Origin of the sequence: Leptospira andrefontaineae (assembly GCF_004770105.1) — a bacterium.
GTDB lineage: Bacteria > Spirochaetota > Leptospiria > Leptospirales > Leptospiraceae > Leptospira_B > Leptospira_B andrefontaineae.
In genome coordinates this window covers 26,713-43,069 of sequence record NZ_RQEY01000028.1, presented here as the reverse complement: position 1 = coordinate 43,069, position 16,357 = coordinate 26,713, and the positions used below count along the sequence as shown (strand labels likewise).

Annotated in this window: 14 protein-coding genes; 6 read left to right on the top strand and 8 right to left on the bottom strand. The window is 37.3% G+C overall.

Translation table 11 applies throughout. From position 1 onward, the window contains the following. The first annotated feature begins 10 nt into the window (after positions 1-10). Positions 11-3,190 (top strand): SpoIIE family protein phosphatase, encoded by a 3,180-nt coding sequence (locus EHO65_RS19785; protein WP_135776258.1) that lies wholly within the window; start codon positions 11-13, stop codon positions 3,188-3,190. Positions 3,191-3,211: 21 nt separating this feature from the next. Here the strand turns inward: EHO65_RS19785 and EHO65_RS19780 are convergent, their stop codons facing one another. From EHO65_RS19780 to EHO65_RS19770, 3 genes are all read right to left on the bottom strand, one after another. Then, the gene (locus EHO65_RS19780; protein ID WP_135776257.1) at positions 3,212-3,973 is read right to left on the bottom strand and encodes an ABC transporter permease; all 762 of its coding nucleotides are present in this window, start codon (positions 3,971-3,973) and stop codon (positions 3,212-3,214) included. Continuing rightward, the gene (locus tag EHO65_RS19775; RefSeq protein ID WP_135776256.1) at positions 3,970-4,905 is read right to left on the bottom strand and encodes an ABC transporter ATP-binding protein; all 936 of its coding nucleotides are present in this window, start codon (positions 4,903-4,905) and stop codon (positions 3,970-3,972) included. Before EHO65_RS19775 ends, EHO65_RS19780 begins: the two co-directional genes overlap by 4 nt. 172 nt (positions 4,906-5,077) lie before the next feature. Next, positions 5,078-5,401, bottom strand: coding sequence for a DUF2834 domain-containing protein (locus EHO65_RS19770; protein WP_135776255.1), 324 nt, complete (start codon positions 5,399-5,401; stop codon positions 5,078-5,080). Between the two features lie 152 nt (positions 5,402-5,553). Between EHO65_RS19770 and EHO65_RS19765 the strand changes: the two genes are divergently transcribed. Next, the gene (locus EHO65_RS19765) at positions 5,554-6,990 is read left to right on the top strand and encodes a RecQ family ATP-dependent DNA helicase (protein ID WP_135776254.1); all 1,437 of its coding nucleotides are present in this window, start codon (positions 5,554-5,556) and stop codon (positions 6,988-6,990) included. On the opposite strand, the gene EHO65_RS19760 is transcribed toward EHO65_RS19765, so the two are convergent. Both EHO65_RS19760 and EHO65_RS19755 read right to left on the bottom strand, forming a co-directional pair. Next, a complete protein-coding gene (locus EHO65_RS19760; RefSeq protein ID WP_135776253.1) occupies positions 6,987-8,963 on the bottom strand; it encodes a sensor histidine kinase in 1,977 nt (658 codons plus the stop codon). The two genes, EHO65_RS19765 and EHO65_RS19760, sit on opposite strands and share 4 nt — an antisense overlap. A 66-nt stretch (positions 8,964-9,029) precedes the next feature. Continuing rightward, positions 9,030-9,971, bottom strand: a complete 942-nt coding sequence (locus tag EHO65_RS19755) for an LA_2444/LA_4059 family outer membrane protein (protein ID WP_135776252.1) — start codon at positions 9,969-9,971, stop codon at positions 9,030-9,032. A 124-nt stretch (positions 9,972-10,095) separates the two neighbouring features. Between EHO65_RS19755 and EHO65_RS19750 the strand changes: the two genes are divergently transcribed. Further along, entirely contained in the window at positions 10,096-11,052 is a 957-nt protein-coding gene (locus tag EHO65_RS19750; protein ID WP_135776251.1) for an NAD-dependent epimerase/dehydratase family protein, read from the top strand. Positions 11,053-11,060: 8 nt separating this feature from the next. On the opposite strand, the gene EHO65_RS19745 is transcribed toward EHO65_RS19750, so the two are convergent. Next, positions 11,061-11,405, bottom strand: a complete 345-nt coding sequence (locus EHO65_RS19745; protein WP_135776250.1) for an ArsR/SmtB family transcription factor — start codon at positions 11,403-11,405, stop codon at positions 11,061-11,063. A 165-nt stretch (positions 11,406-11,570) separates the two neighbouring features. On the opposite strand from EHO65_RS19745, the gene EHO65_RS19740 reads away from it, so the two are divergent. Next, positions 11,571-12,923: a hypothetical protein gene (locus tag EHO65_RS19740; RefSeq protein WP_135776249.1), complete on the top strand. Its 1,353-nt coding sequence runs from the start codon at positions 11,571-11,573 to the stop codon at positions 12,921-12,923. Positions 12,924-12,990: 67 nt separating this feature from the next. Here the strand turns inward: EHO65_RS19740 and EHO65_RS19735 are convergent, their stop codons facing one another. Further along, positions 12,991-13,398 (bottom strand): beta-class carbonic anhydrase, encoded by a 408-nt coding sequence (locus EHO65_RS19735; RefSeq protein WP_244243599.1) that lies wholly within the window; start codon positions 13,396-13,398, stop codon positions 12,991-12,993. A gap of 34 nt (positions 13,399-13,432) precedes the next feature. Further along, positions 13,433-13,603 carry a hypothetical protein gene (locus EHO65_RS20090; RefSeq protein WP_244243598.1) on the bottom strand — a complete coding sequence of 57 codons (171 nt, stop codon included), beginning with the start codon at positions 13,601-13,603 and terminating at the stop codon, positions 13,433-13,435. Between the two features lie 378 nt (positions 13,604-13,981). Between EHO65_RS20090 and EHO65_RS19730 the strand changes: the two genes are divergently transcribed. Together EHO65_RS19730 and EHO65_RS19725 are read left to right on the top strand one after the other, a co-directional pair. After that, a complete protein-coding gene (locus EHO65_RS19730) occupies positions 13,982-14,980 on the top strand; it encodes a hypothetical protein (RefSeq protein ID WP_135776248.1) in 999 nt (332 codons plus the stop codon). Positions 14,981-15,182: 202 nt separating this feature from the next. Continuing rightward, positions 15,183-16,343 (top strand): cytochrome-c peroxidase, encoded by a 1,161-nt coding sequence (locus tag EHO65_RS19725; RefSeq protein ID WP_135776247.1) that lies wholly within the window; start codon positions 15,183-15,185, stop codon positions 16,341-16,343. Positions 16,344-16,357 lie beyond the last annotated feature (14 nt).

Sequence of the window (16,357 nt, the reverse complement as noted above, 5' to 3'; positions counted from 1 at the left end):
TGCTGCCGATATGGATCAGTTCTATTTTAATTTTTATTTTTTCGGTTCTCTACTCGCCTGTCTTTTTTCCATCTACGTTACCTTCTTCTTTTTAAGTATTAAGGACAGAAGTAAGGCTGCATTTCACCTGGGTCTTTCTACCTTGGCGATGACCATTTTTCATTTAGCTTATATTATCGCGTTCATCTCTTTTGATCAGTGGACTATTGTGCATCGTTGGCTGGCGATCCCTTCTCCTATGATGGGATTTGTTCAATGTTTTATATTCTTCTTTTATTTTCCGAATCCTAAAAACGTTAAGTTCGGTTTAACTGTTTATTCCATTTTATATGCGGGACTTGCGATCGTAACCGCCACATTTATTGTGATAACATTACAGTCGGATCATCGTTTTAATATAGGGAGTAATTATTGGGATTTCGAATCTCATAAGTTTTATAAAATTTTCTCTATTATAATTTTAATATATAACTTTTCGTTTTTGGCTTCTGCAACTTGGAGAGCGATCGTAGAAAAAGGAAAAGAGAGAAGATGGATCATCTACATTGCAATCGCTTATTCTACGATTACGATCATTCCAGGTATTCTGAATGTAATGAGTAGGGACGGTTCTGTCTCTAGGAAGGTATTCCAACATACTACCGATATTGCGCTTGTAGCCGGCCTATTCCTTGTGCTGATCATTTACGCAAATGCTACCAAGGAAAGAACTACCATTTTAAGTAAAATTGTGGCCGTGACCATGGCTACTTTTCTTTTAGCCTTTCAGTTGGTGGGTTATGCAATATTAAATAGTTATGATACTTCTTTCGATACATTAAAGGGACAAGCCTCTGAACTTGCCGCATTTCAAGGGAAAAAGCCGGAAGGTTTTGCTTATCTTTTATCTTTTGATCCGGAATCGAGAGAGTTTAGTTTGGAAAAAGGGGAGAAGGACTCGAGGTTCGATTCGGAAGATCGTTTAGAAATTAAATTTTTCAATGTGACCCGAAAACTTACGAATTTGGGAACATTAAATGCGAAAGAGAGATGGGAAAGATCTAAAACGATCCTTGAAGATTCTCCTAAGGAATTTTATGCATATTCGGAAGGTATAAAAAGTTTTTATGAATCAAAAGGAGAAACTAAAGTTTCAGATGCTGAACTTATAGATTTCTTTCGATTTCTAAATAAAAAACTGTATATTGTAAAAAACAAATTTTCCAATCTCCCTTCTAAAAATGATCCGGTTGCGGTGGCTAAACTTTTAAATTCGGAAGAGATCGGTTTGAAGTCGGTGCTTGAACAAGTCCGTAAAAAAGTAGAGAAGGATATTTCTTCAGGAAAATCCGAGTTGGAGGTGCGATCTTCTTTCATTCTTCCATTAACTTCCTTGAGAGAAGTGGGAGAACGGATGTATAGAGGAGCTAAGTTCAATAAGCCAGATGAAAAAACTCCTGAGTTTTATTTGGCATATTTAGTGACCCATCCTCAAAATGGGAAAATTTATGAAGTAGGCTTCACTTATAAATCTTTCAGAGAGTATTTACATTCTCCTTCTTTAGTAATGGTTATCTGCCTTTTAGTAATGATCGTTACTATTAGTTTTGGATTTAGATTCTTCTTCCATAATGCTATCGTTAAACCTATGGAAGAAGTAGTGGTCGGATTGACCGAGGTAAACTCGGGAAATTTAGAATATAGATTGGTTCCAAGGGTAGAAGACGAGATTGGATTTATCGCTAGATCGTTTAATAGAATGGCAAGATCCATCCAAGCTGCCAGAAAAAGATTGGAACAATATGCTAATGAACTGGAAGAAAAAGTAAAAGATAGAACCAAAGAACTGGAACAAACTTTGAATGAGGTTCAGGAATTAAAACAACAACAGGATGCTGATTATTTTTTAACTTCTCTTTTAATCAAACCCTTAGGTTCGAATAAGGCAAATCAAGAAAACGTAAAAGTAGAATTCCTTCTGAAACAAAAGAAAAGATTCACTTTTAGAAAACATGAGGATGAGATCGGTGGAGACTTGAATATCTCCAATCATATCGATCTACAGGGAAGATCTTACACAGTATTTTTAAATGGGGATGCAATGGGTAAGTCCATGCAGGGAGCCGGCGGTGCTTTGGTACTTGGATCCGTATTTGAATCCATTATTGAAAGAACGAGAGTGGTGGACACAATCAAGAAACAATCTCCGGAAAGATGGTTGAAAAACGCATTTATAGAATTGCATAAGGTGTTCGAAAGTTTTGACGGATCGATGTTGGTTTCTTCCGTAATTGGTCTTGTGGATGATGAACTTGGAGTATTATATTATATTAATGCAGAGCACCCATGGACCGTATTGTACCGGGACGGGATAGCAAGTTTTATAGAGAATGAGTTTATGTTCCGCAAATTAGGGACCACAGGAGTAGAAGGTACTATTTTTATCAAAACATTCCAATTGGAGCCGGGTGATTGTATCTTTGTAGGTTCGGATGGTAGAGATGATATTATTGTAGGCATGGATTCTGATGGCGATCGGATCATTAACGATGACGAAAAGTTATTCCTAAATTCAGTGGAGAAGGGAAGAGGAGATCTTCAGTCTATCTATAATGTTATTTTGAATAACGGTAAATTGAGTGATGACCTTTCTCTCATTCGATTATCTTTTACTGGAAATGGAAAACAACATATTCCACAAGATGAGAAGAGGCAGAGGATCAAGGAATTACTTAGGAATGCAAAAGAGACTTTCTTAAATAAAGATACACAAGAAGCACTTAGTTATCTGGAAGAAGCGGAATCTTTGGATAGTAGGGTTCCCGAGGTAAAAAAGAATTTTATAAAACTTTTCTTGAAACTGAAAGATTATCAAAAGGCGGCAAGATACGCTGAGGATTATTTTAAAATGAATCCGATCGATAGTGAGATCTTGTATGTGGCTTCTTTTGCGGCTCGAAAAGCTGGCCAGATCAGAAAAGCCTTAGATTTCAGCGAACGCCTTCGTTTGAGGGAACCTTCTCATATTAAAAATTTAACCAATTTAGCTGAGATCTATATAGCGGTCAAAAATTTCGATAGAGCCGAATCTATTTTACAAGATGCGATACGTTTGGATCCATCTAACGAATCCGTTTTGAAGGTAGAGGAACTTTTGAAAAAATATTTGAGTAAACTTTCGAATGGGAACGGACAATCTAAAGAATCTTAGATTGTCCGGCTAGGTATTGTATTATTTTTTAATATGATATCCTGTTTTGAACATCCATGCAACAACCCCTAAACAAGAAACTAAGAAGAATAGGATCATGGCCAAACTAATCTCAAGGCTTACATCCCCTATCTCATAAAAGCTCCATCTAAATCCACTGACCAGATATAGGATCGGATTGAATAGAGTGACTGTCTGCCAGAAAGGAGGGAGCATACTTGCAGAATAGAAACTTCCCCCTAAGAAAACTAACGGAGTGATTACAAGCATAGGGATCACTTGCAGTTTTTCGAAATTATCCGCCCAAATCCCAATGATAAACCCGAATAAACTAAAAGAAATGCAGGTAAGTATCAAAAAGAACACCATCAAAAAAGGATGAGCGATCTTGATTTCCACAAACAAAGAAGCAGTAGCAAGCATAATAGAACCTAAGATCAAAGACTTGGTTGCGGCAGCTCCCACGAAACCGATTACTGCTTCCATACTGGAGACCGGTGCGGATAAAATTTCGTAAATGGTCCCGGTAAACTTAGGGAAATAAATTCCAAAGGAGGCGTTGGAGATACTTTCCGTTAAAAGTGAGAGCATAACAAGCCCAGGAACTATAAAAGAACCGTAAGATACTCCGTTCACTTCTTGGATCCTGGATCCGATCGCGGAACCGAAAACGATAAAATACAAAGAAGTAGAAAGAACGGGTGACGCAATACTTTGCATCAATGTTCTTCTTGTTCTTGCCATTTCGAAAAAATAGATGGCCTTAATTGCGTTTAGATTCATTTGGATTCCTTTACTAATTGTACGAAAATTTCTTCCAAACTGCTTTGGGTGGTATTCAAGTCCCTGAATTCTATTCCGGATTTTTTCAATTGTTCTAAGAAGCTTGCGATCCCAGTTTGTTTTTCCTGGCCGTCGTAGGTGTACAATAATTGTTTTCCTTCGTTCTTCAGTTCCAATTCATAACCGTTAAAATTATTCGGCAAACTTTGGAGCGGGGAAACAAGATCGAGTAAGATCTGTTTTTTCCCGAGTTTATGCATTAGTTCCGTTTTCTTTTCTACAAGAACCAATTCTCCCTTGTTCATAATGCCTACTCTGTCTGCGATCTCTTCGGCTTCTTCTATATAATGTGTAGTGAGAATAATCGTGACTCCTTTGTCTCTGAGAGCCCTCACGACATTCCACATATCTTTTCTAAGTTCTACATCCACGCCTGCAGTAGGTTCATCTAAAAATAAAACTAATGGTTCATGTGATAATGCTTTTGCGATCAGGACTCTTCTTTTCATCCCGCCGGATAAAGTCATTATCATCTGGTCTTTTTTCTCTAAGAGAGAAAGAGATTTTAAAAGTTCTTCGATATATTCTTTGTTAGGTGATTTTCCGAATAGACCTCTACTGAAATTCGTAGTGGTAAAAACGGATTCAAACGCGTGAACTGTAAGTTCTTGGGGAACAAGGCCGATCATAGATCTGGTCTTTCTATAATCTTTGATGATATCGTAACCGCCTACAGAAACGGAACCGGAAGTCGGATTGACTATCCCGCAGATAATGGAAATCAGAGTGGTCTTTCCGGCGCCATTCGGGCCTAAAAGAGCTATGATCTCTCCTTTTTCAATATCCAAGTTTATATTTTTTAATGCCTGGAATCCGTTTGAATAGGATTTGGAGAGGTTTTGGATGGAAACAATGGGGGAGTTGGAGTTCATACGATTCCTTCAAACCGTTCAATAAATTATTAGATTATCCAAAATACCAAACTCAGGTTGATTGGCACACACCAATTTTAGAAGAAAGGATGGATTTGTATTTTCCTGGAGATTGGTCGGTTTCCGGCATATGGAAACCGAACGTTGGAATTCCTACAAATGGAGAAAAAGATCAGTTATGGCGTTGTTTCTCTCTAAGATAAATATAATAAGCCGCTCCTACTGCTACACCGGGAACTACACCGAGTAGAAGTGCGATCCATCCATTTTTGATCCCTTTCGTTTTTGCATCGTATATGATCCAAGCGGCGAGAACAAGCCAGGTAAAAATAATATCCAGAGCATAAGCGCTGGAAAATGGATTAACAAATCCTCCTAAAAAAGCACCGATTACATCGAAGTTTTGGGATAAAGGAGGAAGCACTAAGTATAGAAAGCCTGCGGTAAATACAGAGCCTAGGATGATCAAAAGGTTTCTAAATGTCGAAAGGTTCATTATATTCTCTTGGTTAAAAATTTAGTAACAAAGAGTAAGAGTTTTTGTAAAGAAGGCCAGAGAAATTTCACTTTGGAAGTAAAAAGTCTTTAAAAGAATTTAAAAACCGGATTGGCAAAAACTGGATCAGATCCAAAAAGGAAACTGTCCGAATGTTCGATCTACAAGAATTAAAAAAGAAATTCGGAGTCTCCGAATTCAGATCCTCCCAAGAAAAAATTATCAGAGATGTTTTAGATGGCAAAAACTGTCTAGTGATCATGCCCACCGGGATGGGTAAATCTTTATGTTATCAATTGCCTGCTTTAGCTCTGGAGGAACTGACTGTCGTAATTTCTCCATTAATTGCTCTTATGCAAGATCAGGTAGATAAATTAAAATCTTTGGGAATAGATGCAGAATTCATAAACTCATCTATTTCTAAAGAAGAACGTAATCTTCGTTACGAAAACCTAAAGAATGGGAAATACAAAATTCTTTATGTTTCTCCGGAAAGATTTCGCAAATTTCACTTTTTAGAGATTTTTAGGACTAGAAAAGTTTCTTTATTGGTTGTGGATGAGGCCCATTGTATCAGCCAATGGGGACATGATTTTAGGCCTGACTATACTAAAATTTCAGAATTCAGAAAGATCCTAAAATATCCTAGGGTTATAGCTTTGACTGCTACGGCGACAAAAGAGATCCAAAAGGATATAATCAAACAAATTGGATTATCTGAATCAGATATTCAAATATATAACGAAGGGATTTCTAGGCCGAATCTTTATTTAGAAGTTAGGACTTTCGTGGATTCTTCTTCTAAAGCAAAAGAACTGATCTCTTATCTGAAAAATCTGAAAGGAAATACGATCGTATATTTTAATTTGATCAAAAACATAGAAACTTTTTCGGAACTTTTGGATATAGATAAGATCCGCTATAGAGTGTATCACGGGTTATTACCTTCGGATAAAAGAAGAAGGATCCAAAACGATTTTTTAAATTCGAAAAATACTTTGCTCTTGGCTACGAATGCATTTGGGATGGGTGTTGATAAGGCAAATATCCGCACAATCATTCACGCGGAACTACCGTCTTCCCTGGAATCTTATTATCAGGAAATAGGAAGAGCAGGGAGGGATGGAAATCCTTCTGATTGCCTTCTGTTTTATAACCAAGACGATTTATCTGTTCTTATGGATTTTATTGAATGGCAAAATCCTGATGAAAATTTTATGATCCGCGTGCATCGGGTCTTAAAGTCTGTGGGAGAAAAACTTTCTTCTCTCGAGTATGAAGAATTACAGGCGATGGTAGTTCACAAGAATAGAGGAGATCATCGTTTACAAACCGTTCTTAATCTTTTTGAAAGACATGGAGTGACTTCGGGAGATTTGGAGAGAAGGTCTCTAATATTGCGTGGAGAATTACCGGATATTTTGATCGATCCAAAAGTTTTGGAAGAAAGAAAAAAGGCGAGTTTGAATCGATTGTATCAGATGTTAATGTATTTAAAATCTGATAAATGTAGAAGGGAATTTTTATACGAATACTTTGGTGCAAGTTTCCATACTTGCGAAAATTGTGATATTTGTTCTAAAACTTAAACTCTCGGAATACAGAATGTAAATTTGCTTCCTTTTTTCTCTTCGGATTCTACTGAAATTTTTCCGTTATAAGCTTTAATGATACTATAAACCAAGGGTAAACCTAAACCAGTTCCTGATTCGTTTTTGGTCCCCAAACGAGTGGATTTGATCTCCGTTAAAAATAGATTCGGGATCATATCTTTAGGCATTCCAATCCCTGTATCTTCTACAAAAAATTCCGGATCATTCTTCTCATTAGAAAATCCTATGCGTATAGAATCGGTTTCTCTGCAGAATTTTATGGAATTAGAAATTAGATTAATGAATATTTCTGAAAATAAGGTGCGATCCACATTCAATTTCACATCATTCGGGATCTCATTTATGATACGTATCTTCTTTGCCTCTGCTTGTGGAAGAAGTTTTGCTAATACACCTTCTACTTCCGGATATACATAGATCAAATTATTGTCTAAAGGAAAAGATCCTGATTTAAGCCTATTCAGATCCAAGAGTGTTGCGATCATTTCTAGGGACTGGCTAGAAGTATATTCCGCTCTGTCCACCCACTCCAATAATGATCTATCGTCCAATTGATTGTAATCGTTTCGGATCAATTGTAAGATCCCGATTACGGTCGTGATCGGTGATCTTAAGTCATGAGTCACCAAGGATAAAAATGTGTCCTTAAGCGAATTTGCTTCTTCTGCAATATGTTTTGCTTCCGCTAATTGTTTGGTTCTTTCCGTTACTTTTTGTTCTAAGGATTTTTGCAGCTCTTCCAATCTTACGAAAGCATTGGAAAATCTGACGGAAAGCATGATTGTTTGGGAGAATAAGAATGCGAGAAGTCCCCAACTTGCTAAATATTCAGCTTTTATGATCAAGCTTTGGTTCAAAATATCATTTAAAGTCGTTAAAAAAAGTATAATTGAGCCTATTGCAAATAAAACGGCTCCTTCTCTTTGTTTGAAAATACAAAGAGAGATCATTATGAAAAAATAAACTATACTAATCCCGACAAAACCTTGGAAGATCCTTATGTAATTCATGTATTCCGTAGAAGGGAGTACAAGAACCAGAATAAAGAATACAAAACTAACACTTAGGAATATATTATTGAAATAATAATGATATTTCTCTTCCGGAAATACGGCTTTAAGGAAGACGGAGAATAGAGGGAGGGCCAAAACAAAGGTCAAAATATCCAGCTTATGAATATAAACCCAAAGTGAATCAGGTGTGACCTCATAGATGAATACGGAACCTGTAAAAAAGCCTCTAATGCTTAGATCAATGCAGAATAATCCGAACCAAAGAGCTGATTTATCCACTCTTCTCATTAAAAACAGGATCAAATGATATAGACCCATGAAAAAAGTGGCGCCGAAAACCACCCAACCAAGTGCAACCTGTCTTTTTTTCTCCTCAAACACTGCTAACGTGTTTCCTAACTTAATAGATTTGCGAAGTCCGCCGGTTATATGATAATAATTTGATATTTGTAAGGTGAGTTTTAGTTCTTTGGATTCTTCATCTATTAGAACAATTGGATGTTTATAGGAAGGAAGCATTTCCGTTCTGGAATTTCCGATCTTTCCATTTTCGAGCAGAAGTTTTCCGTTTAGAAAAAGTTTGAATGCAGTGGAAATATCTCCGATTTGAAAAGCTAGATCTTTTACCGGTTTGTCTAGTAAGACTGTGAGTTTGTAAGTTCCTAAACCTTCACCCTCGTGTTGTTTACCGTTTTTTGTAAATGAGTTCCATGCACCGGGAACTGAAATGAATCCGTCTTTTACGAAAGACTCAGGAGATATAATTGCATTTGCAAATTCCCAATCTCCATCTAAGGCTACAGTAGAAAATCGATCTCTATCCCAATCTCTCAGATCTAAAATTCCATCTTTTGCTTGTGGAGAATAGATCTCGGCTTTTTGAGAACATCCCATGAAAGCCAAGAGGACTAGTAAATGAAAGACAGATGACCTCATTCTGATATCTGGTCTCCAGTTTATTCTCCGCCTGAACCCTGTATAGAAAATTGCATAACGATGTTTTTAAAAAAAGACCGAAAACCCTAAAAAGAAACCTCTTAAAATCTCATAATTCCCTGATCTGGATCCGTTGCTTATCGAGTTAGGGGATTGTGAAGATATATTATAACTCAGATTCAATTGATCGAAATGTAAATAACTGAAGTAAGAATATATTTGGTTATATCCCAAGTGAAATCTCATATTCTCATGAAATTTATATTGGAGAGAAATTTCCGATTCATAACCTCTAAAAATTCCTTTGGTTCCGGCGCTTCCATTCGTAAAAACGAGTGTGTCTGTAGAAATCATCGGAGTCCTGAAAAACCTGGTTCCTTCCGTATAAAATACATCCAAACTTATATTCGCAGAAAAATTTTCCATAAATTGGTAAGACGATTGGATAGAAACCTGAGGACCGTATGTATAAAAATATTCTTGGAAGGCACCGTCTAACATATATTTGCCGTAGGTATACTTATTAATATTACGAATTCCTCCTCCTATATATAAATTCCAATTTTCGGCGGGAGAAATGATCTTATAAAAATTTGCTTCAAATTCCGATCTTGCTAAAGGAGAATAATAAAATCTTTCCGCAGATAAAACTCCTGAATTGGATCGGATCACATTCGAATTCGGATTTACCAATTCTACTTCGTAATAAGAGATCTCTGCTCTATAATTCTTTTCATAGTTTTCATAACTGAAAACTGCAGGAACCAATACCTTTTGATTTTGTTGTAAATGGTTCGTTTCTATAGAAATATTTGGATCTGTTTTTTCAGAATAAGATGTGAAATTATAAGGAATAAAACTATACGTTTGCCTCTTTAATAATAATTCGAATTTTTGTTTTTTCTTTTCAGAAGTTCCGTTTTTGGGAATTTCTTCCGAGGCTTGCAAATTCGAGATTAAGAATAGATTTAATAGAATAAGAACATTATATTTTTGAAAAAGACCCATATTCTTCTGCACCTAAAAAGAATAAGTTAGATTCTCTTTTTGAAACTATAAAAGGTCAACGACTTTCGGATTTTCTAGTATACTTCCAAAACTTTCCATTGGAGAATTGGATCTTGGAGAAGTTATGAATTTATTTATTACCGGAGCTTCCGGATTTGTAGGCGGAGCGATCGCTCGTTATTTAAAAGAAAAACATAAGATAAAAGTATTATCCAGATCTCCAAAAACAGACTCAGTCCTAACTCAACAAGGTTTTGAAATAGTGAGTGGAAGTTTAGAATCTATCACTGCTCAAGACTTAGCTGGAATAGATATTGTAATCCATTGTGCCGCGTTCGTTGGCCCATGGGGGACCTACCAAGATTTTTGGAATGGAAATGTAGAAGGAACATCTCGCTTATTGGAAGCTTCTCAAAAAGCAGGAGTCAAAAGATTCATACATATGGGAACAGAGGCAGCTTTATTTCATGGACAGGACATGATACAGATAGATGAGACTTATCCTTATCCTAAAAAAACTCCTTACTATTATAGTCTCAGTAAAGGGGAAGCTGAGAGAAGAGTTGTCTCCGCGAATCGTCCGGGTTTTGAAACAATTGCTTTGAGACCAAGGCTAGTTTGGGGTCCGGGAGATACATCCGTCCTCCCTGTTCTCAAGAAGATGGTATCCGAAGGAAAATTTATGTGGTTGGATGGGGGAAGAGCCAAAACATCCGTAACATGTATCCCAAATTTGGTCCATGCAACCGAACTTGCTTTAACAAAGGGAATACCGGGCCAAATATATTTCATCACTGACGACGAAGATAAAACGGTAAAAACATTTTTAACCGAGATGATGCAAACTCAAGGAATTACACTTCCTCAGGCTTCTATCCCTTCTTCACTTGCTGGATTTTTGGCGATGATAGTGGAAGGCATCTGGAGAATATTCGGAATTCGTAAAGAACCTCCTATGATGAGATTCCCTGTGGATATTATGGGAAAAGAATGTACTATTCGTATCGATAAGGCTAAAAAAGAGTTAGGGTATAAACCTGTGGTTAGTATTGCGCAGGGTTTACAATTAATGAAAGGTTAAGTTTCGAGTTAGACTTTGATCTCGGAAACTTCTTCTTGATCGCTTTCTATCCTTGCACTTTTTAAAATTGTATCGAGTAGGCCTGGGAATTTTTTTTCCAGGTCATCTTTACGAATGATAGAGAATCTCTGAGTACCTTCGTATCTAGTGAAGATCATGCCTGCGTCCCTTAATTTTCCCATATGGTAAGAGAGATTTGTTTTCGGGGCATAAATTAGGAAGGTCGAACAATTCGATTCACCCTTTTCGGAAAGATCCAATAGTATTTTCCTGCGGATCGGATCGCTTACCGCCTCGAAAATGGAGTTCAATTCAATCTGATCTAAATTGGGATGAGTTGGTTGTTTAGACATCGGAATTTTTTTTCCATTACTCCTTATAAAGTTCAATAATATTTGAACAAAAGATTGACAAGCACTTTCTAAGTTTTATAGTTCAAATATTATTGAACTAATGGGAAGAAGCCTCGTTTTGCCTTAAAATCCAAAGATTATGCAAACGGGACTAAGGAGACTCCTATGAAAATACTTAGGTCGATTCAGAAAACCTACCAGATTTTGCCGATTTTGCTGTTTTCCTTCTTTTTGATCACACCTCTTTTGGGAGATGAGGTAAGACTTAAATCAGGGAAAATCCTGAAAAATCTGAAGCTGGAGAAGGAAGCAGAAGAATATTATATTTTTAGCTTAGAAGATTCTATACCGATCCGGATTTCCAAATCCGAGGTCGCAAGCATCCAGACTGAAAACAATCCAGGAGATGCCAAGGACCAGAAGGCGATCATTCCTCAAAAAAGGAATTATGATCTGGTTTGGACCCAATCCTTGACCAATGATGTGTTCATCAACGGTAACAGTTTATTCGGAAATGCTTTTGCACGAAGAGGTAATTTGCCTTATTCACAAGTTCCTCAGTCTTTAATTCTGGATACAATGGTGAATATCCCAACACCTATAGAAGGATTACAACTGATTATCAGGGACTATTCTCCTTTGACTGGAAGAACGAATCGGGATGTGGATGGAGTTTTTCAATCACATCCGTATGGACCAGGAGTTGATTTAGAGAAGGCAATGCAGGATCCAAATACATATCAATTGAGAAAGGAGCCTAACGGATTGAGAGAAGGTCTTGCCACTCTTCTCAATTATAAATGGTCCACAAATCGTTTGGGAGATTGGAATGCAGGCTGGATCTATTATACAAATAATCAGCCGAGTTTTGCTTTAGGACTTTTCACTTTTGGCTGGGCATTGCCTGTTCTGAAGTATATTCACCCGACTTATACTTATAATGTGAGAGTGACTTCCGAAAGAATTGGCGGTTCAAGTATCGCGGGGGAGAAGGACCTGGAGTCAGGATATCCTACAAACGCATTTAATGGTACAACTTTCCATAGATTCTCGGTTTTCCATGAATACGAGATCACAGAAAATTTTAAGATCCAACCAGGGATCGATTTTGGATACCAATACTATAATGATAATATAGATAGAAGGTCAGGATTTAAGAATATAGACTATAAGTTAACCGTAAAGTATTTAGGATTCTCTTTTTCGCTCACCGATGTTTATAGGCCGAATACTTACATGATAGATAATAATTATTATTATCCAAATAGTGTGGGAGGCCAAACAGTCGGGACAGTCCCAGGAGCAACTTGGGTGGGTCCGTTAACTGGAAATACCAATGACGGATTAACTATAGATCCTTCTAAGGGTTATGGGCTGGTGAATGATTTTATCTTAAGTTCTATCCAGAATTCCGGATTGGATCCTAATGTAAAACAGGCTTTAGTGAATAAACACCTAGAGCAAAAGGTACCGCTTCATAGTATTATCTGGTCTTTTGGATATTCTATCAGGATCTAAAATAAAAACCGGAAGAGAATATTAGAAATTCAGAATCTAATTTTCCTTCCGGTAATTTTTCCAAAAATCAAGAAGCTCTTCCGATTTTGGTAGCTTCTTCCACTTCTACAAGTTTTCCGGTTTTCACATCGTAGAAGTATCCGTAAACAGGGATGTCCTTAGGGATTAAAGGATGGTTTCGGATCCTTTTTACATCATCTACCACGCTCTTCTCCAAATTCTCAAAAGTTAAGAACGGGATATATTTTGCTTCGTCTGACCCTCCGGATTCTTCCAAGTTTCTCCAACCGTTTGAATCCACAGTTGCAGTTTTTAGACTTTTCGCTAGTAAATTTCGGATGATCTGGTCTGTGAATAAGGCCATTCCGCAGTCTGAGTGATGGATCACGAAAAATTCTTTTGTTCCCAAAAGTTTGTGGGAGATGATAAGTGATCGGATCGCATCGTCACTTGCTCTTCCTCCAGCGTTTCGTATAACGTGTGCATCTCCTTCGGAAAGGCCCGCATATTTAGCCGGATCCAGACGAGCGTCCCATGCAGGTCAGGATCGTAAAACTTCTGGCAGGGGGAAGAGCCAATTCCCCCCTTTTACCGAACTCAGAAACATATTTCTGATTCGCTTCTATAACTTCTTGGTGAACTTTGCTAGTTTCTTTCTGCAATGTAGTTGAGTTTGACATGGTGGAAATTATATCCGTAATAACGGAAATTACTTCAGGTTTTAATAGAGATTTGGGAAAAAATGCCTGAGATTGTTTAATTAGTTAAGGAGAAGGTCAGTATCTTATACGAAGGAAGGCTGTGAGAGTTATGTTGTGGAGTGCGGTCCCCGCCCTTCTTTGGGTGGGGGCCGGTGCGGTGGTACCCGGCAAGCGGACTCCTTAGCACATTTCATTCTTTTTTGCGAGAAAAATTTTATCGGGATACCTTTGTTGGAATTCCTACATTAGAAATTCAGAGTGTACCGAAAATTGACCTTTTAAACATAAATTTTCAGACATTCTTGTCTGAGTAATTAGCAGGATAGATATAGATTTTAAAACAGAAGTTCCGAATCCATGATCAAAAAAATATTTTGCCTAACCTACTTATCCATACTTCTACTGAATTGTTCTAGCCTTCAGAAAATTTTTACGAAAGATCGGGATGACTTTCTTTTCTCTTATCGTTATAAAGAAACTCAGGTTTTTTTCATCCATGCAGATAAGGATGCCAAAATAAGGGGAGAAGAAGGAACTATCATACATATTCCTTTGGGCTCTCTTCTTGGGGAAGATGGAAAACCATTGGCAGGGGAAATCCGGATAGAACTCGCAGAATATTATACGAATGCAGATATTCTTCTTTCCGGTTTAAGCACTACAAGTGGAGAGAAAGCAATCGAAACCAAGGGGATGATCCGTTTAGAAGCGTATTCTTCCGAAGGTAAAAAAGCAAAAATCAATAAGAGAAATCCTTTAAGCGTGGAATTTAAGAATTCTCCAGAACCAGGCTATGAGATTTTTTATGGGAAAAAGAAAGAGGATGGAAGTATAGATTGGACAAACGATAGCCTTGGTTGGAATTCCAACATCTCTTTTGCTCCGTCCAAAGCAAAGGCACAGACGACAATGCGCGATTCTGAAAGTGTAATCGTAGTTTCAGAATTAAGAAGAGTCGGTTTTTCTATATTGAATTTCGGTTGGATTAACTGTGACCGATTCTTGAACTTTTCTCCGATCATTCCGCTTTACCTAAACGTCCTTGAAGAGGAAATTTTGAAAAAGAATATAGAAGAAAGGCCGATCTTTCTTCTGATCTTTAAGGACATCAATTCCATGATGCCTGTTTACATGGAGTATAATAAACGAGTTTTATATTTTCCTAATTTGCCTCCGGGGAAAAAAGCAACTGTGATAGGTTGGAAAAAATCTGGAGAGACTAGATGGCTTTATTGGAAAAAAGATATAGTAATCGGTGAAGAGGATAATTTAAATCCTGAATGGACTTCTCACACCGCAAAACAATTGGCGAAACTTTTAAAAGAGATAAAGCCTGAAGAACCGGAAAAGAAATAGAAATACTGTAGGTATGTTTAGTCTTTCATTTTAAAACATACTTTAAATAAAACGAATGTTTTAACTTATTAATGATTCTTGAAACTTACTCTCAAATTGAAGGATAAAAAAATTCTAATAATCTAACTTTTTTCTATCTCCAGGCCTTGACCGATTTTAATTCTAGAACTATTCTAAGCGGAAATTTTGTCGGCGATGTCGAATGAAAGTAAGCACATTTTCACGAATCGATTCCAAGTCTTTAGGATATATATTTCTTATATTCGTTTTTTATTGTATAGGCTGTGATTCCCAAAAGAAGAAGGGCACTGACCTAACAGAACTCACCTATATTCCAAGCGGGATTTTAGGACTGCCAGATATACCTGTTCCTAAGAATAATCCTCAATCGAACGATAAAGTATCGTTAGGTGCCAAATTATATTCTGATAAACGTTTTAGCTCCGATGGAACTGTGTCTTGCGCCACCTGCCATAAGCCTGAACAAGCATTTGTAGATAAGCTAAAGGTCTCTAAAGGTATTAAAAATCTTACCGGAACTAGGAATGCACCTACAGTATTAAATGCAGTTTATTATAAATCTCAGTTTTGGGACGGAAGAAGAAACGATTTAGAGGGTCAGTCAAAAGATCCTCTATTAAATCCGGTAGAACATGGCTTATCTAGTCATGATGATCTGATTAAGGTTGTAAAATCGGATCCGGAATATACTTCAAGGTTTAAGTCTGTGTTTGGGATCGATTCGGATTCTATTCAGATTGATCATGTTGCCATGGCAATTGCTTCTTTCGAAAGAACGATCGTTTCTGGAAATTCTCCTTTCGATCGCTATCGATTTGGAAAAGATGAGAAGGCCTTATCCGAGTCTGCGATCAGAGGTTTGAATCTATATATGGGCAAGGCGAGATGCCAAGATTGTCATACGATAGGTGAAACATACGCTATCTTTATCGATGATAAATTCCATAATCTAGGAGTGGGGTTTAAAAGGATACAGCCTAAGTTAGAAGAGATCCTTCAAAAAAAGGCTGAGTCCAAAAACAGTCCGACTTCTGACGAAGAAATACTTACAAATCTAGAATCTTCGGAGCTAGGTAGGTTTGCAGTAACTGGAGTGAGTGAGGATCTAGGAGCATTTAAAACTCCTACTCTTAGAAATATCGCATTAACTTCTCCTTATATGCATGATGGAAGTTTGACAACTCTGGAGAAGGTCATCGACCTCTATGATAGAGGTGGAGAAACAAATCCTTTTTTAAGTAGCGGTATTCGTCCCTTAGGATTGAGCGGCCAGGAAAAAGCAGACCTTTTATCTTTTTTAAAATCCTTAACGAGTCCGGTTTTGCCTAGCATGCCAAAATGATTGAAGACCGGAAA